Origin of the sequence: Dethiosulfovibrio salsuginis (genome assembly GCF_900177735.1) — a bacterium.
GTDB lineage: Bacteria > Synergistota > Synergistia > Synergistales > Dethiosulfovibrionaceae > Dethiosulfovibrio > Dethiosulfovibrio salsuginis.
This window is the reverse complement of sequence record NZ_FXBB01000005.1, coordinates 19655-45067: the sequence shown is the minus strand read 5'-3', so window position 1 is coordinate 45067 and position 25413 is coordinate 19655. Positions and strand designations below refer to the sequence as shown.

Sequence of the window (25413 nt, the reverse complement as noted above, 5' to 3'; positions counted from 1 at the left end):
TAGAGGTGTATCTATGTTTAACGGTAAAACAGTGCTGATAACCGGTGGAACCGGTTCCTTCGGCAAGGCCTTTATAGGCCGTCTCCTCAAGAACTGGGCCCCAAAACGGGTTATAGTCTACTCCAGGGACGAGTTCAAACAGTACGAGATGGCCCAGACCTTCGACCATCACTGCATGAGGTACTTTATCGGAGACGTCAGGGATGGAGAGAGGCTCTCCATGGCTATGAAGGGGGTGGATTTCGTCATCCACGCCGCCGCCTTAAAACAGGTTCCCGCCGCCGAGTATAACCCTATGGAGTGTATAAAGACCAACGTCGACGGGGCCTATAACGTCATAAGGGCCAGTATCGCCAACGACGTGGACAGGGTGATTGCCCTCTCCACCGACAAGGCCGCAAACCCTGTAAACCTCTACGGAGCCACAAAACTATGCTCCGACAAGCTGTTCACCGCCGCCAATAACCTGGTAGGCGACGGTAAAACCCGTTTTGCCGTGGTCAGGTACGGAAACGTCATAGGCTCCAGAGGATCGGTCATACCCTTTTTCAAAAAGCTGGTCGAAGATGGGGCCACCGAGATACCTATAACCCACGAAGGTATGACCAGGTTCTGGATCACTTTGGATCAGGGGGTCGAGTTCGTGGTGAAGGCCTTTCAGAGGATGGGTAGGGGGGAGGTATTCGTGCCTAAGATTCCCTCTGCCAAGGTGGTAGACATAGCGGAGGCCATAGCCCCCGGTTTGCCTCACAAGATAGTAGGCATCAGGCCTGGGGAGAAGCTCCACGAGGTTATGTGCCCTGCCGACGATTCCCTTAGGACCGTGGAGTTCGACGACCACTACGTCATAATACCCTCCATACCTTTCGATGGATCCTGTAACTACCTGAAAAACCCTCTAGGGGAGGTGGGCTCCATGGTTCCTCTGGGGTTTGAGTACAACTCTGGAACGAACGATGTGTTTTTAAGTCCCGAAGCGATATCTAAAATATGTCTTCTATAGGAGGTGGGGTTATGAAATATTGCAAGAAATGCCTTCAGCCCGATACCCGTCCCGGCGTTGTTTTCGACGAAGAAGGGGTTTGCTACGCCTGTCGCTATGAGGAGCAAAAAAAATTAATTGACTGGTCCTCCAGAGAGGAGGCCCTTAAGGCCATAGCCGATGAGGCTAGGTCTAGATCCAGCTCCACTCCCTACGACTGTGTCGTCGGCGTCAGCGGCGGCAAGGACAGCACCTTTCAGGCCTTTTATGCCAGGGACAAACTTGGTCTGAGGCCCCTTCTGGTGAACGCCCTTCCCGATGGCATCACCGATGTTGGAAGGCATAACCTTGAAAACCTCGTCTCCGCTGGTTTCGACGCTATCCATCTTCGTCCCAATCCTAAGGTCGTTCGTTCTCTTTTTAAGCGATATTTCTATAGTTGTGGAAACCCAGTAAAGCCTACGGAATATTTCCTTTGGGCTTCGTCCTATATCGCTGCTGATTTTTTTAATATTCCACTTATTATCCAGGGTGAAAACGCTGCTCTTACTTTGGGGACCGCTGGAACTGGTCAAAGCTGTGACGACGATGCTTACAGTGTGGTTAACCTTGATTCTATGGCAGGTGGAAACGCTCTCGACCTGGTCGGCGAGGATGTTGTTGCTGAGGATCTCTTCTTCTATCAAGTGCCCAATATAGAATCTATGAAAAATAAGGGTATTCGTGCTATTTTTCTTCAGTACTATGCTAAAGAGTGGTCTCAAGTTGGGAACGCCGATTTCGCCGTTTCAAGAGGACTTTGGGGGCGTGCCTACGAAGATCTACACGATATAGGTCGTTATAGGAGGTTTACCGCTTTAGACTCCGACATGGTCATGGTCAACCAGATGCTCAAATACCTCAAGTTTGGCTTTGGCTTCGCCACCGACGAGGCCTGCTACGATATAAGGGAGGGCCGCCTGACCAGAGAGGACGCTATTTGGCTCGTCAAGGAGTACGACGGCAAGTGCGGAGATAGCTATATTCGAGATTTTTGCAGATATATAGACATATCCGTAGATGAGTTCTGGGATGTCGCCGACCGGTTCGTAAACAAAAAGCTGTTCGTCAAGGAGCAAGGTCGATGGGTTCCCAGGTTCCAGGTGGGGATCGACTTTGACGAAGACTAACCCCTACAGGGCGGTTTTAGTCGGACTTGGCAACATAGCCTGGGGGTACGATGGGGGCATCGGCGTGCCCCCTCTGACCCACCTGTCCTGCCTTTTGCAGCGGTCTCAGGTCCAGCTTGTGGCGGCCTGTTCACCAGTTCCCTCCGAGAGGGAGTCTTTTGCCGGTTTCGCCAAAGTGGCCCTTTACGACGACCTGGCCCCTATGCTTGAGGGAGAGAGCCCCGATCTGGTCAGTATCTGCTCCCCGACGGAACACCATTTCTCCCACGCCTTGGCCTGTATTCAGGCCAAGATCCCGATGGTGTGGCTGGAAAAGCCCCCTGTGGCTTCGGTCAAGGAGGGCGAGGAGCTTATAAAGGCTTTGAGGTCTGGGGCCACAACCTTGATGGTCGGCTATCAGCGTCGATATGCCCAGCCCTTTAGCTCGATTAGGGAGTCTATAGCCAGATCCCTCTGGGGAGAGGTCCTTTCGGTGACGGTCCACTACGGTCAAAAACTCTATCGCAACGGCTGTCACGGCCTGGACACGGTCCACTATCTTCTCGGAGATAGGGATATGTCCTTTATATCCTCTTGGGCGGGACAGGACCGGGGAACCCCCTCTTTCTCCCTTCTGTGCGGTGATGTTCCGGTCACCTTTATCGGTGTGGCGGGAGACTATCACTGTCTTGACTGGACTTTGACCTTCCAAAAGGCACAGCTGGAGATACGAAACGGAGGGAGCTGGGTCGAGCTTAGGGAGGTAAAAAAAGACCACGCATATCCAAGCTCCTGGCTTATGAGGTCCACCCCTAGCCACCCCTTCGGCTCCCTCAGCGATTGTAACGGCATGGCCCTGTCCCTGGAGGACCTTATAGCCTCCTTCGAGGATGGACGAGAGCCCGTAAGTTCCCTGTCCTCCGCTATGAAGACCCAGAGGATAATGGAGATGGTTATGGAGGGGTTGAGATGAATTTTTTGTTTGTAGGCGGTGACGTAGGGTCCGCCCGAGCCCTTCAGCCTGTGGCCGAAGAGCTGAGGTCCAGAGGGCATCGGATCTGTGCGGTGGACCAGGGGTTCTGGCACACCACTGGATACGGAGACATGGATCTTTCCACCGCCGTGGATATGGCAAAAAAGGGCCTTTTCGACGGCTGCGCCATGGGAACTAGCGTGAAGGACACAGATCCCCTTGCCCTCGCCAGAGCCTGTCGATCGGGGGATGTTCCGGTTTTCTGTATGTTGGAAAGCTGGGTCAACTACCGCCGCAGGCTTGAGATAGACGGCAAGGGGCTTTTTTTGCCCGATATCTACGGAGTTGTGGACTACGATGCCAGAGAGGACGCTCTTTCCGAGGGCATACCGGAGGGGATTATAAAGGTCGTAGGCCATCCGGGCTTTGCGGGACTGGTTCCATCTTCCCCTCTCCCCAGGGACGACGATGGTCGAATGACGGTGGTTTTCGCCTCCGAGCCTGTGGAGATGGACCAGGGAACCGATCGGTCCTCGCCAGGCTACAGGGGGTACACCGAAAAGACCGTGTTTCCCCTTTTCTGCCGAGCCCTTCAGCCCTACTGTGGCGACGTGAAGGTGATGGTTGCCCCCCATCCAAGAGAGGACCGATGTGCCCTTATCTCCATGTGGGACCAACACCGAGGGGGCCTCTTAGGCGAGGTGATCCGTCCAGGCGAGGGCAGGGAGCTGGCCTTTTCGTCCTCCGCCGTGGCCGGAATGGCCTCTATTTTGCTCTACGAGTGCTGGCTTATGGGCATTCCAGCCCTCAGCCTTCAGCCTGGCATGGTCAGAAAGGATCTGGCCTATATCACCAGGCCAGAGGGAATCTTTTTCTCCGCCACTGAACAGGGCGTTCCCAAATCGGTGGGGCTTTGGGTCGATGAGGCCGCCAAAGGCAGAGGACCGATCCGGCCCGAGCTGGAGAGACACAGGTCCGCCAGCTCCCTCTGCTCTGATATAATTCAGTCTATGAGGGGTTAGTAGATTACTTTTTCTCGATCGGAGGGGTTTTTGTGGACATAGCCTTAATACCGGCTAGAAGCGGAAGCAAGAGGATAAAGGGCAAGAACATAAAGCCCTTTTTGGGAATGCCCATAATGGCCTATCCCATAAAGGCCGCTCTGGCCGCTGGATGTTTCGATAAAGTGGTGGTATCGACCAACTCGAAAGAGTTTGGGGAGGTCGCTTTGAGCTGCGGAGCGGAGGTTATCTTCAGGCCCGAGGAGCTTTCCGACGACCACACCCCTCTGGCCCCTGTTATAGAGCACGGCATAAAGGAGCTTCAGGGACAGGGCCACCACGTCGAGAGGGCCTGCTGTATATTGTCCACCGCCCCTTTCGTACGGCCTTCTGATATATCCAAGGCCAAGGAGATGCTTGTGGAGCGGAACGTAGGGGCGGTTTTCTCCGTGACCTCCTTTCCCTTTCCCATATTCAGGGGCCTCAAGATGTCCGAAGACGGCACTGTCTCCATGTTTTGGCCGGAGCACGAGCTTACCAGGTCCAACGACCTGCCCGATGGCTATCACGACGCAGGACAGTTTTACTGGCTCGATGCGGCTAAGTTCTTAAGTGAAAAAAAGGTCTACATGGCCGACGCCTTGGGATTTGTCCTCCCCAGATATCTGGTTCAGGACATAGATACCCCAGAGGACTGGCACAGGGCGGAGCTTATGTACAGGGTTTTGCAGGAGTCCGGGGAGGTGGAGCTATGAAGCTGGCTATAAAAGGTGGAAATCCGGTCAGGACCGAGAAATTCCCCGCCTACCGTATCATGGGCGACAGGGAGAAAGAGGCCCTATGTCGGGTCATCGATTCAGGGGTTCTGTCCCGTTTTCTGGGGGTATGGCACGACGATTTTTACGGCGGTCCCGAGGTTCAGGCGGTGGAGAGGGAGTGGGCGGCCTTTTTAGGGGTTAAACACGCTATTTCAGTCAACTCCTGCACCTCCGCCCTCTACTGTGCCGTCGGTGCCACAGGAGTGGAGCCAGGGGAGGAGATAATAGTCTCTCCCTATACCATGAGTGCCTCCGCCACCGCTCCTTTGGTCTATAACGCCGTCCCGGTCTTCGCCGATATAGAGGAGGACCATTACTGTCTGGATCCCGATTCCGTCGAGTCCAGGATAACCTCCAGGACCAGGGCCATAATAGTGGTCGATATATTCGGCCAGCCCTACGACAGAGACAGGATAAACCACATAGCCCAAAAACACGGTCTCTACGTCATAGAGGACTGTGCCCAGGCACCTGGAGCGACCTGGAAGGACAAAAAGGCCGGAACCTTGGGCCACATGGGCTGTTTTTCCCTCAACTACCACAAACACATCCATACAGGAGAGGGAGGCTTCGTCGTAACCGACGACGACGAGCTTGCCATGAGGGTCAGGCTGATAAGAAACCACGCCGAGGCTGTGGTGGAGAAGGCCGGTAGGACCTACCTGAACAATATGATAGGTTTTAACTACCGTATGACCGAGCTGGAGGCCTCCGTAGCCCGGTGCCAACTGGACAGACTTCCAGACCTTCTTGAAAAAAGGCAGGAGAATTGTCTATACCTGAACGATGCCCTTAGTGAGATCCCCGCCATAAAGCCTACCTTTATCCGTCCCGACACCACCCACGCTTTCTACGTCCATCCCCTTAAGTTCGACAGGGCTGTGGCGGGAGTGGACAGGGATACCTTTATCGAGGCGGTGAAGGCGGAGCTTCCTCTCACCGAACTGAGGGAAGGGGAGGGAGTGAAGGTCAGCTCGGGCTACTGCAAGCCTCTCTATCTACAGCCGATGTTCCAGAATAAAATGGCCTACGGAAGCGGCGGTTGTCCCTTCGTGGCTCCCTGGTACGACGGCGAGGTCGATTACTCCAAAGGGATCTGTCCCGTCGCCGAGCGTATGTACGGAGAGGAGCTGTTCCTTCACGAGCTCATGCGTCCCCCTATGACCAAAGACGATCTGGACGACGTTCTAAAGGCCTTCTGGAAGGTGTGGGACAACAGGGAGGAGCTTCTCTGATGGTTTTTCTTCAGGGCGAAAGGGTCTATCTCAGGGCCCTTGCTCCTGAGGATGTCGAAGGTAACTATCCCCAGTGGCTCAACGATCAGGAGGTCTGTCGGTTTAACTCCCACGGTCGGTGGCCTTTATCCAAAAAAGAGGCCCTGGCCTACGTCGATTCGGTCACCGGAAGCCGGTCCTCTCTGGTCATGGCGGTAGTGCTGAGGGAGGGTGACGTCCATATAGGAAATATGTCCCTTCAGTCCATAAACTGGATAGACAGAAGCGCCGAGTTCGCCGTGATGATGGGAGATAAGGCCTTCTGGGGCAAGGGGTACGGCAAGGAGGGGGCAGTCCTTCTCTGTGCCCATGGGTTTTCCGAGCTGGGTCTTCATAGAATCCACTGCGGAACCTCTGAGGACAATCTGGGAATGCAGGGATTGGCCGCATCCCTGGGCATGGTCCAAGAGGGGAGAAGGAGACAGGCCCTGTGGAAACACGGCGAGTTCAGAGACCTTCTGGAATACGGTGTCCTTAGGGACGAATTTTTGAGGCTTTATCCCAAAGGATAGGAGGAGTATGAGATATGGTATGTTCTATTTCTCTAGGTGGAAAACCTATAGAGGAAGGTAGCTCCTGCTTTATAATCGCCGAGATAGGTGCGAACCACAATCGTTCCTACGACCTGGCGTTGCGGCATATAGACGCCGCCGTTGAGGCTGGAGCGGACGCGGTAAAGTTCCAGATATACTCGGCGGACAGCCTTTATTCCAAGAAGACACCTCATCACTCGGGCTACGACAAGAATCTCCACACCCTCATATCGGAGATAGAGACCCCGAGGCACTGGCTTCCCGATCTGGCTTCCTACTGCAAAGAAAAGGGCATTCTATTTTTCGCTACCCCCTTCGACCATAAGGCGGTTGACGAGTTGGACGAGTTGAGCGATTTCTTCAAAATCGCCTCCTTCGAGATAGTTGACCTGGATCTGCTGGGCTACTGCGCCTCAAAGGGCAAGCCCATGATAATATCCACCGGCCTTGCCAACATGGAGGAGATACAGGACGCCTACATCACCTGTCGGAACGCAGGAAACGAGCAGATCGTCTTTCTCCAGTGTGCCTCGGTCTATCCGGCTCCGGCCCATATAATGAACCTACGTTCCATGGAGACCATCCGCAGGGCTTTCGGCACCGCCGTGGGCCTTTCGGACCACACCCCAGGGGTCCACGTTTCCGTGGCCGCCGTGGCTATGGGGGCCTCCGTCGTGGAGAAACACTTCACCTTGGACAGGTCCATGGAGGGACCGGACCATCCCTTCGCTATAGAGCCTGGGGAGCTAAAGGAGCTGGTCCGCCAGATTCGGGATGTGGAGTCCGCTATGGGAGACGGCAGGAAGCTTGGCCCTTCCGAAGAGGAGATGGAGTTTTACCATAAGGCGAGGAGAAGCCTCCACGCCCGATGCGACATTCCCGCCGGAACCGTAATAACCGAGGATATGATCTGCTGCAAAAGGCCGGGATACGGCATAGCCCCTAAACACAGCGACCTGGTCAAGGGCAGGGTGGCAAAGGTGGATATCGAGGCTGACCAGTGGATAGGCTGGGAGATGATCTAATAAAAATGACTCTTTTATTCAGAGATCTAGCTGACGTTTCGGAAGAGGTTAGATCTCTTCTTTGTGTGTGGAGAAACGATCCTTTTATATCTAAGTCGATGATATCCTGCGACTTTATCACCGAGGAACAGCATCTTATGTGGTTGGATAGTGTTCTAAAAGGTCAATCGTCAAAGGTATCGGTGGTCTTTTATGAGGATAAACCGATTGGCATGGTATCCATTCGAGATATCGATTTTGTCCAAGGTCACGGAGAATGGGGGCTTTACATAGGGGAAAGAGATTATATCGGACGAGGGTTGGGATCTTTGATGGTCCAACACATTGTAGGCTGGGGATTCTCCGACCTGGGGCTCCGTCGTCTCTATACCTCCGTTCTCTCTACAAACGAGCGAGCCCTCGCCATGTACATACGTCATGGTTTTCGTGTTGAGGGGTGCTGGAGGGAGCATCTCCTCAGGGACGGTAAGGCAGTCGATATCTATTGGATGGGAATGTTACGATCCGAATGGGCTCCCTCTCGGTACTGATCCTAGCCGACGGAGGTCCCTCCATCGGTGGAGGACACATCAGCCGGTGCAGGGCCCTGGCCGCCTCTTTGGAGGAGGGAGGCTTCTCGGTTCGCTTTTGTATACCCGAGGCCGCCGGTGGCGATTTTCCCGATTTTGGCTCCCCTGCCTTTTATTCGGAACTCCACAGGCCGGGGCAGTTCGATGGGGTGGATATGGTCATCGCCGACAGCTATCGTCTTTCTCAGTCGGTCCTCGATGGGATTCGACATTATGCTAAGCTGATGATCGTAGACGATTTTCGCCATATCCCTGTGGATAGACACGCCGATTTTATCCTCAACTATAACGTCGGCTCCGACTCTATCCCCTACAGCGATAACGTGGTGAAGCTCCTTGGGCCAAAGTATTGCCTGCTCAGAAGGTCATTTCGGGAGCTGGTTCCCAAAGACGACGGTTTCGTCCTCTTCGTCGCTGGATCTTCCGATATCGGTGGGGCGACGCTGGATATGGCACGATGGTATGGGCCATCCTGGCCCCCTGTTGTGGCGGTGCTGGGGCCGATGGTATCCGACGATTACCGCAGGGAGGTCTTTGATGCCGCCCAGGGAAAGGAGGGGCTCACCGTATGGAGGGCTCCTAGATCCTTTGATGACCTTATCTCAAGGGCCTCTAAGGTCGTGTGCACCTCCAGCGTGACCAGCTACGAGGCCCTTGCTCTGGGAAAGCCCACGGTGGTGTTTCAGGTTGCCGAGAATCAGAGAGCCATAGGCGCTACTCTGTCGTCTTTAGGCTGGGGCCATAACCTTGGCTGGTGGCTCGACGTCACCGAGTCGTCCCTTCTGGAGGGAATAACCGTCGCAACCCCTCCCCCAAAAGGCTGCATCCCCTTAGACGGAGCCGACCAGGTAACGAGTTTTTTAACCACTAAGAGGTGATCGTTATCAAAAAAAGAAACGGTAAATTTAATTTAAAGAGAAAATTAGCTGTCCCTATGCCACTAGAATACCTAAACTCTCTTGCTTGTAGGGTCGTTTACGGTGGGAACCCTGAACATAAAATGAAGCCTGGCGATTTTGGGTTAACTCCACCTAGCGGTGCGAGACCGGGAAAATCGTTGTGCGATGTTGTCCATGTGTTTTCTCGAAAAGAGGCTCTCTGTCTTTTAAGGGAGGGATGTCGCAGTGGTCTTATCAGCGATCGCTTTGTAGGTGATTGGCCCAAAAATATATGGTCTGTTAAGGAGGGTGTTCCTCTTGAGGCACAGTTGGAATCGTCCCAAATGGGATCCTATCACGGCTATCCTTTGCAGAGAGATAATCCTTTTTATGACTTAATTTTGACTCGATGGAGGGATTCCCATGGCTTTTGACCTTTCTTTTGAGTGGTTTCCAAGACCGGAGGATCCTGGACCTGTGGAAGTTGCTCGGACTATGGGATTCTTCCAGCTTCAGGTAAACGGTGAGAACCTGGCTCAAAACTTGAATATTTGGTCCGAGAAGACGGAAGAGTCGGTGCTTTTATCGGCGTATCCTTTAGCTGCTTGGATTGCTTCGTCCTGGTGGCGTTTGCTCTATGAACCTCTTCCACCTCAGGGGATTATGCCTACCGTAAACTGGCGAATGTCCCATGAGCTCGCTGCGGCCAACGAGGGTTTTATCTGGCCTAAGGTTGTAATGGCGACAGACGGCGATTGTATGAGGGTATGGTCCGCTCCATCCTCCGATTCTGCTCAGTCTATTAGATATATCAAAAGCCTAAGCTTTCCGGAGGAGATAGACGGCGCTGTCTTTGAGAGGGAACTTGAGGGCTTTGTGAGTTTAGTCCTAGCCAGACTGGAGGCTGAAAATATAGCTGCTTCCGACCTGGCGGGACTTTGGGATGAGCTAAGCGAAGAGAGAGGCGATTTTTCTTCTGCCGCTTACCGAAGGCTTGAGGCCCAGTTGGGTTATGATCCCGATGAATGCCCGGAGGATGTTATTGAGGTCGCTTTGTCCTTTTCCGACAGTATGGGAGAGCCGGTCTTTTCGGAAATAGCACCGGCTTACGGTGGAAATGTAGCGAAGGTCAAAGATCTCCTTGAGTCTTCAGGTCTGGCTGGCAAGCCCAACTTAGGTTGGTATAGCCCTCCTGATAGAGATGGCCGTGCCTACCCTTGGCAGAGAGCTAAGGAGATGGCCTACAGCCTACGCCAGGCCCTTGACCTAGGCAATAGCCCTATCACCACGGAAAAGCTATGTGAGCTTGTAGAGGTGAAAATTTCCGATCTCGAAGGCTGGATTCCTCCCGAAAAACAGAGGATATCCCTTGCTGCCCCAGATGGCGACGGCCTTTCGTTTCACCTTAGAAAGAGACATCCCGACGGTAAGAGATTTGAGATAGCTCGTCTCATTGGAGACTGTATAGAGTACGGCGGTAATGGATCCTATCTGGTTTCCACCGATTTTCGGAAGTCTCGGCAAAAGTTTCAAAGGGCTTTTGCGTCGGAGTTTTTGAGCCCCTTATCCGGTCTCCTGGATTTTATGAATTCCGATTTTTCCGAGTCCACCGTAGAGGATGCGGCGGATTATTATAAGGTCAGTACGAAGGTGGTGGAGCTGTCCCTGGCGAATGGGTCGATAGACCTCCATCGTAAATTGGCCTGGGATCCTGTTTTGCCTTATTGAGATATTTTGGGAGGGATTCTATGATACCTTACGGCCATCAGTTTATCGACGACGACGATATCGCCGCTGTTTCAGCGGTGCTTAGGGGAGAGTGGCTGACCCAGGGCCCAGCTGTGGATTCTTTTGAGGATGCTTTGGCCGCGAAGGTTGGGTGTCGCCACGCCGTGGTTTTCTCAAGCGGAACAGCAGCTCTCCATGGGGCTATGTACGCCGCTGGAGTGGTAGAGGGGGAGGAGGTTATAACCTCTCCTTTGACCTTTGCCGCTACGTCGAACTCGGTGCTTTATCAGCGAGGGATTCCGGTCTTTGCCGATATAGACGAAAAGACCGGCTGTCTCGACCCAGAGGCGGTCAGGGATAGGCTTTCCCCTAAAACGAAGGTCATAGCCTCGGTCAGCTACAGCGGTTATCCCGTCGACCTGGAGCCTTTTCTGGATATGGCCAGGTCCGTAGGGGCTTTGGTCGTTGAGGACGGGTGTCATTCCCTTGGAGCCTCCAGGGGGAGGCGAATGGTGGGACAGGACGCGGATATGACCGCCTTCAGCTTTCACCCTGTAAAGCACATCACCACCGGAGAAGGTGGGGCGGTCGTCACCGACGACGACGATCTAGCCCATAGGCTCAGGGTTTTCAGGTCTCATGGGATAATCAAGGATAAAGACAGGATGGAGTTTTACGAGGGGCCGTGGTCAAACGAGATGATCGACCTGGGCTACAACTATCGTCTTTGCGATATCCAGTGTGCCCTGGGTCTGAGCCAGATGTCCAAGCTGGACCGGTTTATAGAGTGCAGGCGAGCTATAGCTAAGAGGTACGACAGGGTGTTTGGCTCTCTGCCTGGGTGTATCGTCCCCGCGTCCGATCCGGGCCACGGCTACCATCTATACGCCTTCCGTGTGCCAGCAGAGATAAGGGCGGAGCTTTTCGAGCATCTGAGGGCGAACGATATCTGGGTTCAGGTGCATTATCCTCCCGTCCATCTTCATCCCTATTATCGAAAGAGCTTTGGCTACGCTCCCGGCGATTTTCCCGTGGCCGAGCGGTTCTTCTCCATGGAGATATCCCTTCCAATCTACGTGGGCCTGTCGGAGCAGGATCAGGACAGGGTAATATCCCTGATCGCCGACCGGTTAGCTCTGTAGTCTTATTCCCGCTAACCAAAGAGTACCTGCCTGCCCCTAGGGGCAGGCAGGTACTTGGGCTATTTTCCCATTTCCAGTTCGGCGGCGTATTTTTCCCTGTTATCCGAGATGTCTTTGACCTTTTCAAGTGGCAGGTCCAGTAGGTTGGAGATTGTTTGGATGTCTGTACCCTTTTCGAGCATCTTGATGACCGCCTGAATGACCCCCTCCTGTCTGCCTTCCTGCCTGCCTTTTTTTATGCCTCTTTGCATTCCTCGCTCTAGACCTCTGCGTATGCCCTCTCTTTTTCCCTCTTTTATTCCTTTTCTCTCCATCAGGCTTACGTACATGGCTCCTGCCTCCTTTTCCTCCTGAAGAAAAGCTATCCATTCCAGGTATTCCTGGGGATTATCTGGGTCGTATATTCGGACGATGCCCTCCATAAAGGTGACAAGCTGGGCTTTTTCGTGTTCCTGCCAGCCTCTGTTCCTAAGGATTATAACCAGTTCCTTCAGGTATCGTAGCTTACTGACCCCTTTTTTACGACATTCCCAGGCCCTTATCGCCGCCAAATGAGCTAGGTCGAAGGGGTTTGCGCTGGCTGAGAGTTTTTCCACGTCTCCTTCGTAGGCATTTAGGACCGAATATCGATAGAGAACCTCTGTCCCGTACATCTTCCAGTGGTACAGCCCTTTGGATTGTTTTTCCCCTATAGGGGAGGTTATTATCGCCAGACCTACGATAGGACGATGATATCTGGCCTCCAGTATGCTTCTGTATCGGTTCATCCTGGTGGGAAGGTCCTCTTTGCCGCCTTTGCCCTGGACCTCGACGTGGAGCAGTATACAGGCATTCTCACCGTTGATCAGGGGCACGTCCGCCAGCATGTCAACGTACTGTTTAGGGGTCGGATTTTTCTCGGTGTTCAGGGCTAAGCTGGTCATTTCCTTGTTCAAGAACTCCACGGGCCTGGAGTGGTCCAGGTCCTCCGCCATATCCGGCAGGACGACCTGTATCATGGGAACGAAAAAACGCTCCAGAAGGTCTTTCCACAGGGAATCGTCCTGTCCTTGGTTTGAACTCTGCTTTTTCGCCAATCCTGATTCACCTCCAGATACTAGCTATAGCTCTATTTTAGCACTTTAGGTAATAACTGCCAGAGAGACTATGGAAGTCATTGGACATAAAGTTGCTAGAGATTAAGGACTAAGCTTTTCGAGCATTTGAGGGCGAACGACGTCTGGGAAGCTTTGGCTACCCTCCCGGCGATTTTCCCGTGGCCGAGCGGTTCTACTCCATTGAGATATCCCTTCCCATCTACGTGGGCCTGTCGGAGGAGGATTAGGACAGGGCAACATCTATCCTGCCGGAGTTGATGAAGGGTTGAGGTTGAAAGTGTTTCACGCAAGCGTGAAGAAGAATGAGACGTAGTCTGGTTATCAAAAATAGAATCCAAGATAATCGGCCTGTCCCAGGTGTGGGGCAGGCCGATAGTTATCCATCGAGCATTACGGTGTATTTGTCCCTGTTTCGGGAGATGTCCTCTACCTTCTCCATCGACAGACCGGTGAGCTCGGAGATGATGGCGAGGTCCATGTTTTTATCCAGCATCTTTATGGCAGTCTGGATGAGGCCCTTTTCTCTGCCTTCCTCTCTGCCTTCCTCTCTGCCTTCCTCTCTACCTTCCTCTCTGCCTTTCACTATGCCTTCTTGTCTGCCTTGTGCTATACCCACTCGACGTCCTCGGCGCATCCCTTTTCGTAGGCCCTCTTTTTCCCAGGCTCTGGTCCAGTCTTTTACCTTTTCTGCAAGCATAGTATCCACCTCCAGTAAATCCTCGCAATCCGAGAAGTCCTTTCCTGGTATCCTCTTGGAGAGCAGTCCATTTCTCAGGAAAACAATGAAAGACCTCTGTATTCTCTTGTGTTCCGGGAGTTTAAGCCAGTCTACAAGTTCCCCTATAACCGTACGGAGATCGTGAATGGAAGGGCTGTTTCCCATCCTGATCAGTGCCGCTACCAGGTTTTTTGGCATATCTAGATCTTTATCGTCGTATCTTCCTTCGTCCATAAGAAAGTAGCGAAAACTGGGCTGGTATACGTCCAGCCCTAGGGGGATTTTAGTAAACAGTTTATCCAAAGAGATCGGAGCGGTCCAACGTCTTTTGCCGGAGTAGAGCACCAGAGGCAGCACCGGGGGGAGTCCCTCCTTCTTATCGATAGCCCCAGTTTTTATGAGATCCTGGTACAGCAGTCCGATATAGGTCAGGAGCCTCACTCCCATCCAGTAATCCACAGTGGTCTGAAACTCCAGAAGGATATAGATGTACATCCACTTGTCTCGGAAGCCTATCTTCCAGACCATGTCATCCTGTCTTTCCCGAAGGTCGTCGGAGACGTATGTCCCGGAGACTCGATCCATCCTGGAGAAGTCCAGTTCCTCTATCCACTCTTCCTTTACAAATCCAGTCAGAAGATCTTTCACCATCTCTTTGTTTGAAAATAAGTCTTTATATCCTAAGTCGGTTTGTCCCATATCCATATTCTAGTCCAGTTAGACACAGGATACAAGGCAGGTTTTTTTGATTACGTCCTGAACCTTCTCCATCGGCAGACCGGTAAGCTCGAATAAAGCTGCTACGGTCCAGCGAGTATTTTGGGCCTGGTGGATTTAGTTAAGAGACCTAAGACCTAGTTTTTTGTGTTAATATTGCCCTATCTACTGGTATAATCGTTGGGATAAATCGGAGGTGTTTTTATGGAGAAAATCGTTCTTGACGGTGTAGATCTGGCTCTTGACGAGGTCGATAAAGGAGAAGTCTATCAAAAAGTGTCCTCTATACTGGCTGGACAGAGCAGGGTTGTCTCTTCTATCCTTATCGACGGAGTTGAGATGGATCCCCAGGCTTTTGTGGCTACCGAAGGTGGATCGGTGGTGGAGTTCGTCTCTATGGAGATCGGCGATTTGGTGGTTCAGTCCCTGCTTTCGGCGGAAAAGTATATCCCTAAGCTTCGTAAGGGAGTGGTCGATGTGGCCGACCTGTTGGAGCAGGAGAAGATCGACGAGGCTATGGCCCTGTCGGTTCAGGCAATGGAGGGGTTGGACTGGGTCCTCAGTGCCGTTAGCCGGTGCGCTTCGCTTCTGGGTTGTAGCGGGAAGGAAAAGGCCTTTGCGGGCTTTGAGAAGGCCCGAGGCGAACTGGAGGCCATAATGGAATCCATTGTAGGATCTTTTGAGGCAGGCAAGACCTTTAAGCCCGCTTTGGTCCTGAGGGAAGAGGTCCCTCCCCTTCTGGACAAGGTTTCCGATGCGGTGTCCTATCTTAGGTCTCAGGCTGGCGGAAGAAAACACTAATTTATAGGAATTAGGCATTTTTACGGTGGACTTACGGTGACTTAGGATGTAGAATTTTTCCCCAGTAATATAGGGGCTTTTAGACAAGAGTTCAGATCGCTTTCCTTTGGAGGCGTGGAAAGAAATAATTCGAGGAGGTTTTTTTGTATGCGTGTTGTAAAGTCCGTCAGGTTGGTAGCTCTGGGAGTTCTGTTCGCAATGGCCCTTTCCTCTGTGGCCCTGGCAGCGGAGAAGATCGGTGTTATAGAGCCCCAGAAGATTCTCTTTCAGCACCCTAAGTTCGAGCAGGTAACCAAGAGAGTACAGGCGGTCCTTGAGGCCAAGCAGAACGAGGCTAAGTCCGCAATAGAGAAGGCCACCGACAACAAGGTGAAGGCGGAGATCTACGCCACCAAGAAGCAGGAGGCCGCAGTGGAGGAGCAGACCCTTATGGCCCCCCTCTTCAAGGAGATAAACCTGGCTATCCGCACCGTGGCGAAGGCCAAGGGCGTCACAGTGATTCTCGATAAGGCTCAGGTGTTCTTCGGAGGGATCGATGTCACCGAGGACGTCATCCAGCAGCTGAAGAAGATGAACGCGTCCAATTGATTTCGCCTAAAGATAAAGGGTCTCGTCGATCGACGGGGCCCTTTCGCCGTCTTCTGGTGACCGATCTGGACGGCACTATGGTCGATCGTTCCGATAGAATCTCAAAGGCTACCTCCGACTCTATAGAGGGGCTTATCTCCGCCGGATGGGATGTCATGGTAGCGACGGGGCGAACTCTGTCGACCTCCCTTTCCCACATGGAGTCTTTAGGCTCCGATCTGCCTGCGGTGGTCTACGACGGAGGTAGGGTTATGGACCGAAATGGCCGGGCTCTGTGGGAGAGGACCATGGACCGAGAGTTGGCTTTGGCGATTCTCAGTGCAGGCTGGGAGTACGGACTTGAGGTCCAGGTCATGGGAGACGAGATCGTCTTCTGCCGTCCTCAGGACGTCAAGACTATGGCGTTTTTCGATCGAACTGGGCTGTCCTATTCTCCTATGCTGACCGATCCGATAATACCGGAGGGAGAGATTTTCAGGGTGATGTTCTTCGATCCCACTGGCTCCCTGGCAGGTGCTGTGTCCAGAGATCTTCGACGGAGGTTTGAAGGTACAACGGAGGTCGTTCTGGCCGGAGATGGCTTTGTAGATGTCCTGCCTCAGGGTGTGAGTAAGGGAAAAGCTCTGGAGAGATGGCTTGATTTTTCCGAGATTAAGTATCATACTATAGTGGCTGTGGGAGATAACGAAAACGATCTGGAGCTTTTAAAGTTCGCAGATATGGCCGTCGCCGTTTCTTCCGCTCCTGAGGATCTGCTTTCGGTGGCTCACTGGGTGGTCCCTCCCCCCGAGGAGGATGGCCCCTCGGTTTTGGTTCGCAGGCTTTTAGATTTTCATTCCGAAAATCTAAAATATATCTAAGGAGGCACTATTTATTATGGCTGAAATCAAAGGATGGAGCATCGCGGAGATGGTTATTCCCGAGGGTTGCAACGTTATTCTGGGGCAGAGTCATTTCATAAAGACCGTTGAGGATCTTTACGAGGCCCTGGTGACGTCGTCGCCGACCCTTGAGTTCGGAATAGCTTTCTGTGAGGCTTCTGGAGAGTGTCTGGTCAGAAAGGACGGCAACCGTGAGGATCTGACCGATCTTGCGGCGGAGAACGCCTGTCTTCTTTCCGCAGGTCACTCGTTCGTCATAATGATGCGAAACGGATATCCCATAAACGTCCTGGACAGGGTGAAGTCCTGTCAGGAGGTATGCAGAATTTTCGCCGCTACCGCCAATCCCCTTCAGGTAATAATCGCCGATACCGATCAGGGCCGTGGCATAGTGGGAGTGGTAGACGGTTACGTCCCTAAGGGCATCGAAACCGATGATGATGCCGCTAAGAGGGTGGACCTTCTTAAAAACGTTATAGGTTATAAGCGGTGAGATTGAGGGCCCTCTTTGTCGTCCTGCTTCTGATGTCTCTTCAAGGTTGTGCCTTTGGAGATAGCGTAGCGAGAGGCTTGAAGGAGGGGTGGGTCTGGCCTGTCCTGGTGTTGTCTCCCTCCGATGGTTGGAGTGGTCCAAGTGGCCAGTCTATTTCACCTGTTGTTTCCTACTCTCAATCGCAGATTAACGACTCCGTTCAAGGCATCAGAGGCAGAGATATTTTATTTGAGCTAAAAAAGGACGATATAGGGGACCCTGTTGCTAGCTGGAGAGACTGGAGTCGGTCGGGCTATCGGGCGGTGTTGTCCTTTGCCGGCCCCTCGACCAACGGAGCTTTGGTCGAGGCCTGGAGGCCCGGTTATCCCCCTCTGCTTTTGGCCGACGATTCGGATACGTCAATAAGATCGTCTTCCGGTGGGGTTCAGGATGGGGTCTTCGCCCTCCAGCTTCATAAGAGCTTCATCACCAGGGCTTCGGTGGAGATGTCCAGCTCGGTCCTTCCCCCTGCCAGCGAGGTTGCGTTGTTTTCCGATATGCTGACTCCCTACCTTTCCCGAGGTGCCAGGGCTACCGCTGAGGGCCTCTCCAAAAAGGGAATGGACCCGGAGATATTCTGGATTGCCGGAGGGGGGCAGGATTCCTACAATATGGTGATCCAGGAGATGCTCGGTTTTGGGGCGGATATGATGGTTATCTGGATGGACGATATGTCCACCAGAGAGATGTACCGTCAGCTGAGAAACGTAAACAGGACTATACCTGTCTGGTCCGCTGGGGCCGCCCGTTCGGGAGTTGTCCTGCTGGACGGCATTTTCTCCGTCGATCAGGATTGGCCTGTGCTCAAGCAGGACAGAGACCTTAGACGGCTCAAGACCGATGTGTGGGATTCGACCAGAGTAAGGGTCGGAGATTCTCTGCTGGCGGCCAAGGCTTACGCCGCATGTCGGTGGATAATAGGGGCTCTTGAGGGGTCCGACGACGATGGGACGGTGTCCCTGATAGTTAAGTCTATGGCGAATGTTAAAGGTATTCCCCTCGCCGGTCAGGCTCTGGACGTCAGCCCCGTCACCCACAGACCCGCTAGTCGGGCTATCTCGATTATGAGGGCCAAAGGCGGCGTGTGGATAGAGGAGGGATCTATAGAGCTCTCCGAGTCTGGGCCGGGATATTTTTTTGACACACCAGTCGATCGTTAAACACGAAGAGGACCGGAGTTTATCTCCGGTCCTCTTCGTGTCTTTTTTTAAGCTCCTGCCATATTCTGCCAAGTGGTATCCCAAGGGATATGAGCCCCAGCATGGAGTGATACAGCAGGTCGGAGGTCTCGTAGACCGTCTGCTCTACGTCCCTTTGGACCACCGCCAGGGCGGTCTCCACTCCCTCTTCCCCTATTTTTTGTGCCACCCTCTCTATGGGCCCTTGGACTATTCTGGCTGTGTAGCTCTCTGAGGGGTCGGCTTTGGACCTTTTGGTCAAATAGGACCAGAGTTTTCCCAGAAAGACCGGCGACTCACCGTCGTCTCCCGTTATGGGCCTGTGAAAACAGCTGATCTCCCCTGTGTGGCAGGCCGGTCCCGATGGACGGACCTGGGCCAGGATAGTGTCGCTGTCGCAGTCGGCGTGGAGGGAGACTAGGGCCAAGGTGTTGCCGCTGGTGGCCCCTTTGTGCCATATCTCCTGTCTGGATCGGCTGAAGAAAACCATTTCCCCTTTTTCGACGGTCATCATGAGGGTCTCCTCGGTGGAGTAGGCCACCATGAGGACCTGCCCCGAGTCTATGTCCTGGACGACCACCGGTATGAGCCCTCGGTCGTCGTATTTAAGGTCTTTTATACGTTCCACGATTATTCTCCTATTCTAACGGAAATCCCTCTGTCCGAGAGGTGTTCTTTTACCTCTTTGATCCTGAGTATGCCGTAGTGAAATATAGACGCCGCCAGGGCCGCCTGAGCGCCCGACTCCAGGGCCTGGGCTATGTGCTCCGCCGATCCAGCCCCGCCGGAGGCTATTATAGGGACCGACGTCCTTTTAGACGCCTCAATCAGCAGCTCCAGGTCGTAGCCCTCTTTGGTGCCATCGCCGTCCATGGAGGTGAGCAGTATCTCGCCGCATCCCATCCTTTCGACCTGCCCTATCCAGTCTAAACAGTCCAAAGAGGTCTCTAGGTTTCCTCCGTGGGTGAACACCTTCCAGCTTTTGCCCTTTTTCTTGACGTCTATGGCCACCACCACCGCCTGAGAGCCTAGGAGGTCGGCACAGCGGGATATGAGGTCCGGGTCGCCCACGGCGGCGGTGTTGAGGGATATTTTGTCCGCCCCTATGGATACAAGCTCTCTGGCCTGGTCCGCCGAGGAGATGCCCCCTCCCACTGTGAAAGGTATGGTCAGTCTGTCCGCCACAGCCTGGACCCACCGGGCCATGGTCCCCCTCCTTTCCTCCGACGCGCTTATATCGAGCAGTACCAGCTCGTCGGCTCCCTCTTTCATGTAGCTCTCCGCCAGCTCCGCCGGATCTCCTGCGTCTCTAAGGTCTTTGAAGTTGATGCCTTTCACCACCCGCCCGGCCTTTACGTCCAGGCAGGGTATTATCCTTTTAGTGAGCATTGCAGGGCCTCCATGGCTTCTTTCAGGTTTAAGGTGCTTTCGTAGAGACACGTCCCGAGGACCGAGCCGGAGACCCCAGCGTTATCCAGATTTTTAATGTCCTCCAGGTTCCTTATGCCTCCCGCCGCTATGAGGTTCGCCTTTTCGTGGTCCAGTCCGTCGTAAAGGGACAGCTCTGGTCCCGAGGCCGTTCCGTCTCTGCCTATGGAGGTCACCAAAAAGGTCCTGTAGCCTAGGTCCATCAGTCGGCCTATGGCTTCGTCTGGGGACAGGGAGGTCGTCTCGGTCCAGCCCGATATGGCTACCGTTCCCCCTTTGACGTCCACCGAGGGGACCACTTTCGGGCCGAACCTGCCCCAGAGTGCTTTTGGGTCTCCTTTGAATATAAGGCTCCCGAGGTAAACCCTGTCGGCCCCACAGTTCAGAGCCTCTTCCACCTGCCCTTCGGTCCTCAGCCCTCCTCCGTACTGTATGGACGTCCCTGTGGCGGCCTTTATGTCCTTTAAGGTCTCCAGATGGATCGGCCTTCCTTTTTCGGCTCCTTCCAGGTCTATGAGGTGAAGCCATCGGCAGCCCGAGCGGGCCAGCTCCAGTGCGGTCTCCACTGGGTCCTCTCCGTAGGTTTTCATCATGTCGAACCGGCCGTTCTCCAGCCGAACCACTTTTCCTCCGTACAGGTCTATGGCGGGGTATAGCTCCAACGTCCTCACAGCCCCTTCCCTTTGATTATTTTATCCAGCAGCCGAAGCCCCGAGGGGCCGCTCCTCTCCGGGTGGAACTGTAGTCCCGTCACCGAGCCTTTGACCGCCGACGACACGAAAGACGTTCCTCCCACCTCGGTGGTGGTCGCAACGTCTTTAGAACGGACGATGCCGTAGCTGTGGACGAAGTAGTAGTGTTCCTTCGATCCCGATAGGGTGTTCCATCCCATGTGAGGGGATGGGGTTATGTCCAGTTTAACCACCTGGCCGTCTATAAGGCCTAGGCCCGGTGTCAGCCCTCCTTCGGTGCTGCTTTGAGCCATTAGCTGCATTCCAAGGCAGATGCCTAGAATGGGGTTTCCACGCTCCGCCCAGTCGATTATCCTCTCGTCCCAGCCCCTGGCCGCCAGGTTTTTCATAGCTGGATCGAAGGCGCCGACCCCGGGCAGTATCAAAAAGGAGGCCTTTTTAGCCTCCTCCGGTAAAGACAGCACCGCACCTTCCAGGTCCAGCCTCTTCAGGGCTCTGACCACGTTGCCCAGGTTGCCCGCTCCGTAGTCTATGATGCCGATCTTCAAACAAGCACCCCCTTGGTGGATCGGACCGATCGGTCGTCCTCCAGTGCCTGTCTGAGTGCCTGTCCCATTCCCTTGAAGGTGGCCTCTGCCAGGTGGTGGGAGTTGTCCACCGATAGGGCCCTCAGGTGTACCGTGGACCTAGACTCTCGGGCAAAGGCCCTCCAGAACTCCTCTATCAGCTCTGTGTCGAAGGATCCGCACTTTTCGGTGGGGAAGGGGAGGTCCGAGGTTAGGCTTCCTCTTCCGCTAAGGTCCACCGACGTAAGAACCAGTGTTCCGTCCATAGGCATGGCGCACCAGCCGTATCTTCTGTAGGTCCTGCCCTCCAGGGATTTAAGGACGGCGCTCCCTAAGGTTATGGCAAGGTCCTCGGCGATGTGGTGGTCGTCCACGTCGTCCCCTTGGGCGGAGACCGTCAGGGACCATCCTCCGTGGAAGGCCAGCAGGGTTATCATGTGGTCCATAAAAGGACATCCTGTCTTTATCGATACGGTCTGCTCGGTAGGGGCTACCTCCAGGGATATCTCCACGGAGGTCTCTTTCGTCGTCCTTGTCCGGGAGATCATGAGGCCACCTGCTGGGAGCTTTCCTTTTTTATGGAGTTCACCAGAGGGCCTATTCTGTCCCACATGGTGGAGGCCCCTTTTCTGCTCGCCACCAGCCGCAGAGAAACCGGAGCGACGTATTCCAGCAGGACCAGGCCGTTTGCCTTCAATGTCGATCCGGTCTGGACTATGTCCAGTATGCAGTCGGTGAGGCCGAGCCTAGGGGCCAGCTCTATAGAGCCGTTTAGGTGTACAAGGTCTATCTGTATGGCCTTTCGAGAGAAGTGTCTGTCAGCTATCTCCGGGTATTTTGTGGCTACTTTAAGTCCCATCAGCTCCGACCTGTGGCCTTTGAATCTATCCGACAGCTCCGGTGGACCGGCCACCTGTAGGGAGCACAGCCCCCTCCCTGTGTCCAGAAGCTCCACAAGCTGGCTTCCCGACTCCCAGAGGACGTCGCTTCCCGCCAGTGCCAGGTCCGCCACCCCACGGTGGACGTAGAGAGGTACGTCCATAGGTTTTGCCAGAATGTACCTCGTTGAACCTTCCTCTATGACCAGCTCCCTGCCGGGATTTTTAAGGCCCTCTACGGGCAGTCCTCCGTCCTCCAGTATCTCTATAGCCTCTTTGAGCACCCGCCCTGTTGGCAAGGCTATGGTTATCATGGTAGTTCATTCCTTTCCTCTATCCATCTATCTAAGGCCATCTCCAGGCCCTTCTCGACGTCGATTATCAGCCTGTTCTCCGGGTCGAACCACCATCGGTATCCTTTGGCTCTGGTTCGCTCCTGGGACTGGCTTTTCTCCGAGCTCCACAGTATCTCCGTGGTGAGTCCTAGGTCGTGGAGGAGGGAGCAGGAGTTAAGGGCCTTTTCCACCGATGTTCCCCCTCCCCACACCGCCACGATAGGCTCGGGGTTTCGATATGACGACTGTTTTGCCAGTTCCTCCAGGTCTAAACCGAATCCTACGGCCTGTCCTGAAAGGCCGTAGCGGCTCAGAAGGCCGTCGTACCTTCCCCCTCCCCCCAGGGAGGTTCCCGATCCCGATGAGTAGACGTCGAAAATCGGCCCGCTGTAGTAGTCCAGCTCCCTCACCGATGCCAGGTCGAAGAAGACCCTGTCTTTCGACATCACCGAAGATATGGAACGGTGTATCCTCTCTAAGGCCTCGGTCTCTCCCTTGCCGGTCAGTTTTTTTATCTCCTCCAGGGCCTCCCCCTTGCCCTTGAGCTCCGGAAGGGCCTGTAGAAACTTTCTGTGAGATCCTGGGGCGTTTTTGGCAAGGTCCATATAGGAACGGTAGGACCGATCCTGAAGGGACCGGATCATTTTTCCCCTCATGTCCAGGTCGATGCCCTCCATGGCCCTGGACACCAGAGAAGGGTCGCTCAGCACCAGCACCGTGTCGGTCAGGCCCAGGTCGTCCAGGGATTTAACCAGAAGGTGGAGCATCTCCAGATCCGCCCCCTCTCCCTCCCATCCCAGTAGCTCCGCACCTATCTGAAACGTCTCTATCGCCGATCCTTTAGGGGCCTTTCGGTACACCCGGTCGGAATAGCATATCCTGAGAGGCCACTGGTCGAGAGGGTAGTTGCTCGCCATGTAGCTGACCGCCGCTAAGGTTATGTCCGGCCTTAGACAGCAGGGCTCTCCTGCTGGCGAGTTTAGGACTATTAGCTGTCGTCTTATGGACGGAGGGAGTAGCCAGCAGGTCTCCAGAAGCTGAAGCCCTGAGGGCCAAAAGAGCCTGTATCCGTGGCGGTTAAACCGGTCCACCATAAGGTGTCGGCATCTCTCTATTGCTATGGCCATCTTTCCTCCGGCGTTGGACGATCCCTCGGCCACTCTGATCATGGTGCAGGTCATAGGAGCACATCCTTTACTGTGGTAAATCGTTAGAGTGACAATGGGAGAGATGATAACATCTCTCTTTGCGGCTGTAAAGTGGCGTGTTTCCCGGAATATAGCTAAAATGGATCACGTTTGTCTAAAGAGCATCTCTAAAAACGCCAATCCTCGGAGAGACCGTTCCGACGTAGCCCGTTCGAGCCCGTATACTCGACATGCCGTCGTGTAGTACGAATGGGGCGACAGGACGTCGCCCCAAGCCGAGGGGGCACAGGACGTGCCCTCCAAGGCGGTTCGTACGGAACAGGCAGGTCGAGTATACGCCCGGGCGAGACAGGGCGATGGCGGGACGGTCTCTCCGAGGAAATTCTCAAAGGGGGTGATGTTGTGGCTAAAAAAAACGAAGTGAGGTATTCCTGCTACCAGTGCGGCTACGTCAGCCTGTCTCCTGTGGGCAGGTGTCCTAAATGCGGAGAGTGGGGGTCCGTAGAGCAGGAGCTGATCTCCTCTAGCGCCCAGAGTGAAAGGGCTCGGCCTATGTCACCTCAGAAGGTCCTGGGGCTAAAGCCCCCTCGGCGTTTTTCCTCCGGGATAGGCGAGCTGGACAGGGTTTTAGGCGGCGGTATGGTCGAGGGAGGTGTGGTCCTACTAGGAGGACAGCCCGGGATAGGGAAGTCGACTTTGCTCCTTCAGGTCTGCGGTAACCTGGCTCGGTCGGGATCTAAGGTGCTCTACGTCTCCGGCGAGGAGTCCGCCTCTCAGGTTGCCCTTCGGTCGTCTCGGCTTGGGGCGGACGTGGAGGGGCTGGAGATATTCTGCCACAGCGACGTGGACGGTGCGTTAGAGGTCCTGTCGGACCACGGTGTGCTGGTGGTGGACAGCGTTCAGGCCATGAAGACCGGCGAGGAGTCGGGATGGCCTGGGACTCCGACCCAGGTGAGAGCGGTGGCCCAGAGGTGTATCGATGTGGCAAAAAGCAGAGGCATCCCCACGGTTTTGGTGGGCCACATAACCAAAGAGGGACGGATCGCCGGGCCCATGCTTTTGGAGCACATGGTGGACACGGTGCTGCTGTTCTCCGGCGAGGAGAGCTCCGCCTATCGGGTCCTTAGGGCCACGAAAAACCGATACGGTGGCACCGACGAGGTGGGCCTCTTTCAGATGGAGGGGCGGGGCCTTAAGGCGGTGGAGGATCCCAGTGGCCTCTACTGGAATAGGGGGGATGAGTCGGTTCCAGGGGTGGCTGTCACCGTGGTCATGGAGGGAAGTCGGCCCCTCGTTGCGGAGGTCCAGGCTTTGGCTGCGACCACCGTTTTCCCCTATCCTAAGAGGACGGCGAGGGGCTTTTCCTTGAACAAGCTCCACCTTCTGTTGGCGGTGATCCAAAAGCGCTGTGGACTCTCTACCTCCGGTCTGGACGTCTACGCCAACGTGGCGGGAGGGCTTGACCTGAGAGACCCTGGTGCGGACCTGGCTCTGGCGATGGCTCTGGTTTCCTCGGCGTCCGACAGGGCACTACCGTCGGACTGTTGTCTGCTCGGGGAGGTCGGGTTGGTGGGGGAGATTCGTCCTGTCGGTCGAACCCCTCAGAGGCTTAAAGAGGCCGCCAGGCTGGGCTTTAAGACCGCCGTGGTCAGTGCCAGAGAGGGCGAGGAGCTGCCTCCTGACGTTAAGGTCATAAGGGTTAGGTCTTTGGCTGAGGCTGTGGCCTCCGTAGGCCTTGGCTAGCGGCTCAGCGGTTTTGTGGGTATAATCGGCCCAGAAAGAG

At 54.4% G+C, this 25413-nt stretch carries 27 protein-coding genes; 18 read left to right on the top strand and 9 right to left on the bottom strand.

The features are described 5' to 3' along the window. Positions 1 to 13: 13 nt before the first annotated feature. From pseB to pseC, 12 genes are all read left to right on the top strand, one after another. Positions 14 to 1003, top strand: a complete 990-nt coding sequence (pseB, locus tag B9Y55_RS03335) for a UDP-N-acetylglucosamine 4,6-dehydratase (inverting) (protein ID WP_085543943.1) — start codon at positions 14 to 16, stop codon at positions 1001 to 1003. A gap of 11 nt (positions 1004 to 1014) precedes the next feature. Next, entirely contained in the window at positions 1015 to 2151 is a 1137-nt protein-coding gene (locus B9Y55_RS03330; protein ID WP_085543942.1) for an N-acetyl sugar amidotransferase, read from the top strand. Then, positions 2138 to 3103 carry a Gfo/Idh/MocA family protein gene (locus B9Y55_RS03325; RefSeq protein WP_085543941.1) on the top strand — a complete coding sequence of 322 codons (966 nt, stop codon included), beginning with the start codon at positions 2138 to 2140 and terminating at the stop codon, positions 3101 to 3103. The genes B9Y55_RS03330 and B9Y55_RS03325 overlap by 14 nt, the downstream gene beginning before the upstream one ends. Beyond that, positions 3100 to 4125, top strand: coding sequence for a hypothetical protein (locus B9Y55_RS03320; RefSeq protein WP_085543940.1), 1026 nt, complete (start codon positions 3100 to 3102; stop codon positions 4123 to 4125). The genes B9Y55_RS03325 and B9Y55_RS03320 overlap by 4 nt, the downstream gene beginning before the upstream one ends. Positions 4126 to 4157: 32 nt before the next feature. Beyond that, a complete protein-coding gene (pseF, locus tag B9Y55_RS03315; RefSeq protein ID WP_085543939.1) occupies positions 4158 to 4859 on the top strand; it encodes a pseudaminic acid cytidylyltransferase in 702 nt (233 codons plus the stop codon). Then, a complete protein-coding gene (locus B9Y55_RS03310) occupies positions 4856 to 6157 on the top strand; it encodes a DegT/DnrJ/EryC1/StrS family aminotransferase (protein ID WP_085543938.1) in 1302 nt (433 codons plus the stop codon). The genes pseF and B9Y55_RS03310 overlap by 4 nt, the downstream gene beginning before the upstream one ends. Next, a complete protein-coding gene (locus B9Y55_RS03305) occupies positions 6157 to 6708 on the top strand; it encodes a GNAT family N-acetyltransferase (RefSeq protein WP_085543937.1) in 552 nt (183 codons plus the stop codon). The genes B9Y55_RS03310 and B9Y55_RS03305 overlap by 1 nt, the downstream gene beginning before the upstream one ends. Before the next feature lie 14 nt (positions 6709 to 6722). Continuing rightward, positions 6723 to 7754, top strand: a complete 1032-nt coding sequence (locus B9Y55_RS03300; protein WP_085543936.1) for an N-acetylneuraminate synthase family protein — start codon at positions 6723 to 6725, stop codon at positions 7752 to 7754. A 5-nt stretch (positions 7755 to 7759) separates the two neighbouring features. After that, on the top strand, positions 7760 to 8284 hold the full coding sequence (gene pseH / locus B9Y55_RS03295; protein ID WP_143340797.1) for a UDP-4-amino-4,6-dideoxy-N-acetyl-beta-L-altrosamine N-acetyltransferase: 525 nt from the start codon (positions 7760 to 7762) through the stop codon (positions 8282 to 8284). Further along, on the top strand, positions 8263 to 9201 hold the full coding sequence (locus tag B9Y55_RS03290) for a hypothetical protein (protein ID WP_085543934.1): 939 nt from the start codon (positions 8263 to 8265) through the stop codon (positions 9199 to 9201). Before pseH ends, B9Y55_RS03290 begins: the two co-directional genes overlap by 22 nt. 423 nt (positions 9202 to 9624) lie before the next feature. Next, positions 9625 to 10929 carry a M78 family metallopeptidase domain-containing protein gene (locus tag B9Y55_RS03280; RefSeq protein ID WP_085543933.1) on the top strand — a complete coding sequence of 435 codons (1305 nt, stop codon included), beginning with the start codon at positions 9625 to 9627 and terminating at the stop codon, positions 10927 to 10929. A 20-nt stretch (positions 10930 to 10949) separates the two neighbouring features. Continuing rightward, on the top strand, positions 10950 to 12071 hold the full coding sequence (gene pseC, locus B9Y55_RS03275) for a UDP-4-amino-4,6-dideoxy-N-acetyl-beta-L-altrosamine transaminase (protein ID WP_085543932.1): 1122 nt from the start codon (positions 10950 to 10952) through the stop codon (positions 12069 to 12071). 59 nt (positions 12072 to 12130) lie between these two features. On the opposite strand, the gene B9Y55_RS03270 is transcribed toward pseC, so the two are convergent. Together B9Y55_RS03270 and B9Y55_RS03265 are read right to left on the bottom strand one after the other, a co-directional pair. Beyond that, the gene (locus B9Y55_RS03270) at positions 12131 to 13147 is read right to left on the bottom strand and encodes an RpnC/YadD family protein (RefSeq protein WP_085543931.1); all 1017 of its coding nucleotides are present in this window, start codon (positions 13145 to 13147) and stop codon (positions 12131 to 12133) included. A 397-nt stretch (positions 13148 to 13544) separates the two neighbouring features. After that, positions 13545 to 14585, bottom strand: coding sequence for an Rpn family recombination-promoting nuclease/putative transposase (locus B9Y55_RS03265; protein WP_268753273.1), 1041 nt, complete (start codon positions 14583 to 14585; stop codon positions 13545 to 13547). Between the two features lie 222 nt (positions 14586 to 14807). On the opposite strand from B9Y55_RS03265, the gene B9Y55_RS03260 reads away from it, so the two are divergent. From B9Y55_RS03260 to B9Y55_RS03240, 5 genes are all read left to right on the top strand, one after another. Then, positions 14808 to 15404, top strand: coding sequence for a hypothetical protein (locus B9Y55_RS03260; RefSeq protein WP_085543929.1), 597 nt, complete (start codon positions 14808 to 14810; stop codon positions 15402 to 15404). 147 nt (positions 15405 to 15551) lie between these two features. Next, on the top strand, positions 15552 to 15992 hold the full coding sequence (locus B9Y55_RS03255) for an OmpH/Skp family outer membrane protein (RefSeq protein ID WP_085543928.1): 441 nt from the start codon (positions 15552 to 15554) through the stop codon (positions 15990 to 15992). After that, the gene (locus tag B9Y55_RS03250; RefSeq protein ID WP_085543927.1) at positions 15989 to 16852 is read left to right on the top strand and encodes an HAD family hydrolase; all 864 of its coding nucleotides are present in this window, start codon (positions 15989 to 15991) and stop codon (positions 16850 to 16852) included. The genes B9Y55_RS03255 and B9Y55_RS03250 overlap by 4 nt, the downstream gene beginning before the upstream one ends. Positions 16853 to 16868: 16 nt before the next feature. After that, positions 16869 to 17366 carry an adenosine-specific kinase gene (locus B9Y55_RS03245; protein WP_085543926.1) on the top strand — a complete coding sequence of 166 codons (498 nt, stop codon included), beginning with the start codon at positions 16869 to 16871 and terminating at the stop codon, positions 17364 to 17366. 32 nt (positions 17367 to 17398) lie between these two features. Next, a complete protein-coding gene (locus B9Y55_RS03240; protein WP_143340796.1) occupies positions 17399 to 18565 on the top strand; it encodes an ABC transporter substrate-binding protein in 1167 nt (388 codons plus the stop codon). Positions 18566 to 18584: 19 nt separating this feature from the next. On the opposite strand, the gene hisIE is transcribed toward B9Y55_RS03240, so the two are convergent. From hisIE to B9Y55_RS03205, 7 genes are read right to left on the bottom strand one after another with little or no spacing between them, the layout of a single operon-like run. After that, complete coding sequence (hisIE, locus tag B9Y55_RS03235; protein ID WP_085543924.1) at positions 18585 to 19211, bottom strand: bifunctional phosphoribosyl-AMP cyclohydrolase/phosphoribosyl-ATP diphosphatase HisIE; 627 nt, start codon at positions 19209 to 19211, stop codon at positions 18585 to 18587. 2 nt (positions 19212 to 19213) lie between these two features. After that, positions 19214 to 19972: an imidazole glycerol phosphate synthase subunit HisF gene (gene hisF, locus B9Y55_RS03230; protein WP_085543923.1), complete on the bottom strand. Its 759-nt coding sequence runs from the start codon at positions 19970 to 19972 to the stop codon at positions 19214 to 19216. Beyond that, the gene (locus B9Y55_RS03225; protein ID WP_085543922.1) at positions 19954 to 20682 is read right to left on the bottom strand and encodes a 1-(5-phosphoribosyl)-5-[(5-phosphoribosylamino)methylideneamino]imidazole-4-carboxamide isomerase; all 729 of its coding nucleotides are present in this window, start codon (positions 20680 to 20682) and stop codon (positions 19954 to 19956) included. The genes hisF and B9Y55_RS03225 overlap by 19 nt, the downstream gene beginning before the upstream one ends. Continuing rightward, entirely contained in the window at positions 20679 to 21251 is a 573-nt protein-coding gene (gene hisH / locus B9Y55_RS03220; RefSeq protein ID WP_234986117.1) for an imidazole glycerol phosphate synthase subunit HisH, read from the bottom strand. Before hisH ends, B9Y55_RS03225 begins: the two co-directional genes overlap by 4 nt. Continuing rightward, on the bottom strand, positions 21248 to 21817 hold the full coding sequence (locus B9Y55_RS03215) for an imidazoleglycerol-phosphate dehydratase (RefSeq protein ID WP_085543921.1): 570 nt from the start codon (positions 21815 to 21817) through the stop codon (positions 21248 to 21250). Before B9Y55_RS03215 ends, hisH begins: the two co-directional genes overlap by 4 nt. Further along, a complete protein-coding gene (hisG, locus tag B9Y55_RS03210) occupies positions 21814 to 22461 on the bottom strand; it encodes an ATP phosphoribosyltransferase (protein WP_085543920.1) in 648 nt (215 codons plus the stop codon). Before hisG ends, B9Y55_RS03215 begins: the two co-directional genes overlap by 4 nt. Continuing rightward, positions 22458 to 23663 (bottom strand): ATP phosphoribosyltransferase regulatory subunit, encoded by a 1206-nt coding sequence (locus B9Y55_RS03205; RefSeq protein WP_085543919.1) that lies wholly within the window; start codon positions 23661 to 23663, stop codon positions 22458 to 22460. Before B9Y55_RS03205 ends, hisG begins: the two co-directional genes overlap by 4 nt. 369 nt (positions 23664 to 24032) lie before the next feature. Here B9Y55_RS03205 and radA point away from each other — a divergent pair, with 369 nt between their 5' ends. Continuing rightward, the gene (radA, locus tag B9Y55_RS03200) at positions 24033 to 25373 is read left to right on the top strand and encodes a DNA repair protein RadA (RefSeq protein ID WP_085543918.1); all 1341 of its coding nucleotides are present in this window, start codon (positions 24033 to 24035) and stop codon (positions 25371 to 25373) included. The last annotated feature ends 40 nt before the right edge of the window (positions 25374 to 25413 follow it).

Coding starts and splice junctions, on each gene's coding strand:
- B9Y55_RS03305 (WP_085543937.1), top strand. CDS start 6,157: ATGGTTTTTCTTCAGGGCGAAAGGGTCTATCTCAGGGCCCTTGCTCCT.
- pseC (WP_085543932.1), top strand. CDS start 10,950: ATGATACCTTACGGCCATCAGTTTATCGACGACGACGATATCGCCGCT.
- B9Y55_RS03260 (WP_085543929.1), top strand. CDS start 14,808: ATGGAGAAAATCGTTCTTGACGGTGTAGATCTGGCTCTTGACGAGGTC.
- B9Y55_RS03290 (WP_085543934.1), top strand. CDS start 8,263: ATGGGCTCCCTCTCGGTACTGATCCTAGCCGACGGAGGTCCCTCCATC.
- B9Y55_RS03205 (WP_085543919.1), bottom strand. CDS start 23,663: ATGACCTGCACCATGATCAGAGTGGCCGAGGGATCGTCCAACGCCGGA.
- B9Y55_RS03300 (WP_085543936.1), top strand. CDS start 6,723: ATGGTATGTTCTATTTCTCTAGGTGGAAAACCTATAGAGGAAGGTAGC.
- B9Y55_RS03265 (WP_268753273.1), bottom strand. CDS start 14,585: ATGGGACAAACCGACTTAGGATATAAAGACTTATTTTCAAACAAAGAG.
- B9Y55_RS03255 (WP_085543928.1), top strand. CDS start 15,552: ATGCGTGTTGTAAAGTCCGTCAGGTTGGTAGCTCTGGGAGTTCTGTTC.
- hisG (WP_085543920.1), bottom strand. CDS start 22,461: ATGATAACCATAGCCTTGCCAACAGGGCGGGTGCTCAAAGAGGCTATA.
- B9Y55_RS03245 (WP_085543926.1), top strand. CDS start 16,869: ATGGCTGAAATCAAAGGATGGAGCATCGCGGAGATGGTTATTCCCGAG.
- B9Y55_RS03310 (WP_085543938.1), top strand. CDS start 4,856: ATGAAGCTGGCTATAAAAGGTGGAAATCCGGTCAGGACCGAGAAATTC.
- B9Y55_RS03320 (WP_085543940.1), top strand. CDS start 3,100: ATGAATTTTTTGTTTGTAGGCGGTGACGTAGGGTCCGCCCGAGCCCTT.
- pseH (WP_143340797.1), top strand. CDS start 7,760: ATGACTCTTTTATTCAGAGATCTAGCTGACGTTTCGGAAGAGGTTAGA.
- hisF (WP_085543923.1), bottom strand. CDS start 19,972: ATGCTCACTAAAAGGATAATACCCTGCCTGGACGTAAAGGCCGGGCGG.
- pseB (WP_085543943.1), top strand. CDS start 14: ATGTTTAACGGTAAAACAGTGCTGATAACCGGTGGAACCGGTTCCTTC.
- B9Y55_RS03330 (WP_085543942.1), top strand. CDS start 1,015: ATGAAATATTGCAAGAAATGCCTTCAGCCCGATACCCGTCCCGGCGTT.
- B9Y55_RS03280 (WP_085543933.1), top strand. CDS start 9,625: ATGGCTTTTGACCTTTCTTTTGAGTGGTTTCCAAGACCGGAGGATCCT.
- B9Y55_RS03215 (WP_085543921.1), bottom strand. CDS start 21,817: ATGATCTCCCGGACAAGGACGACGAAAGAGACCTCCGTGGAGATATCC.
- B9Y55_RS03240 (WP_143340796.1), top strand. CDS start 17,399: ATGTCTCTTCAAGGTTGTGCCTTTGGAGATAGCGTAGCGAGAGGCTTG.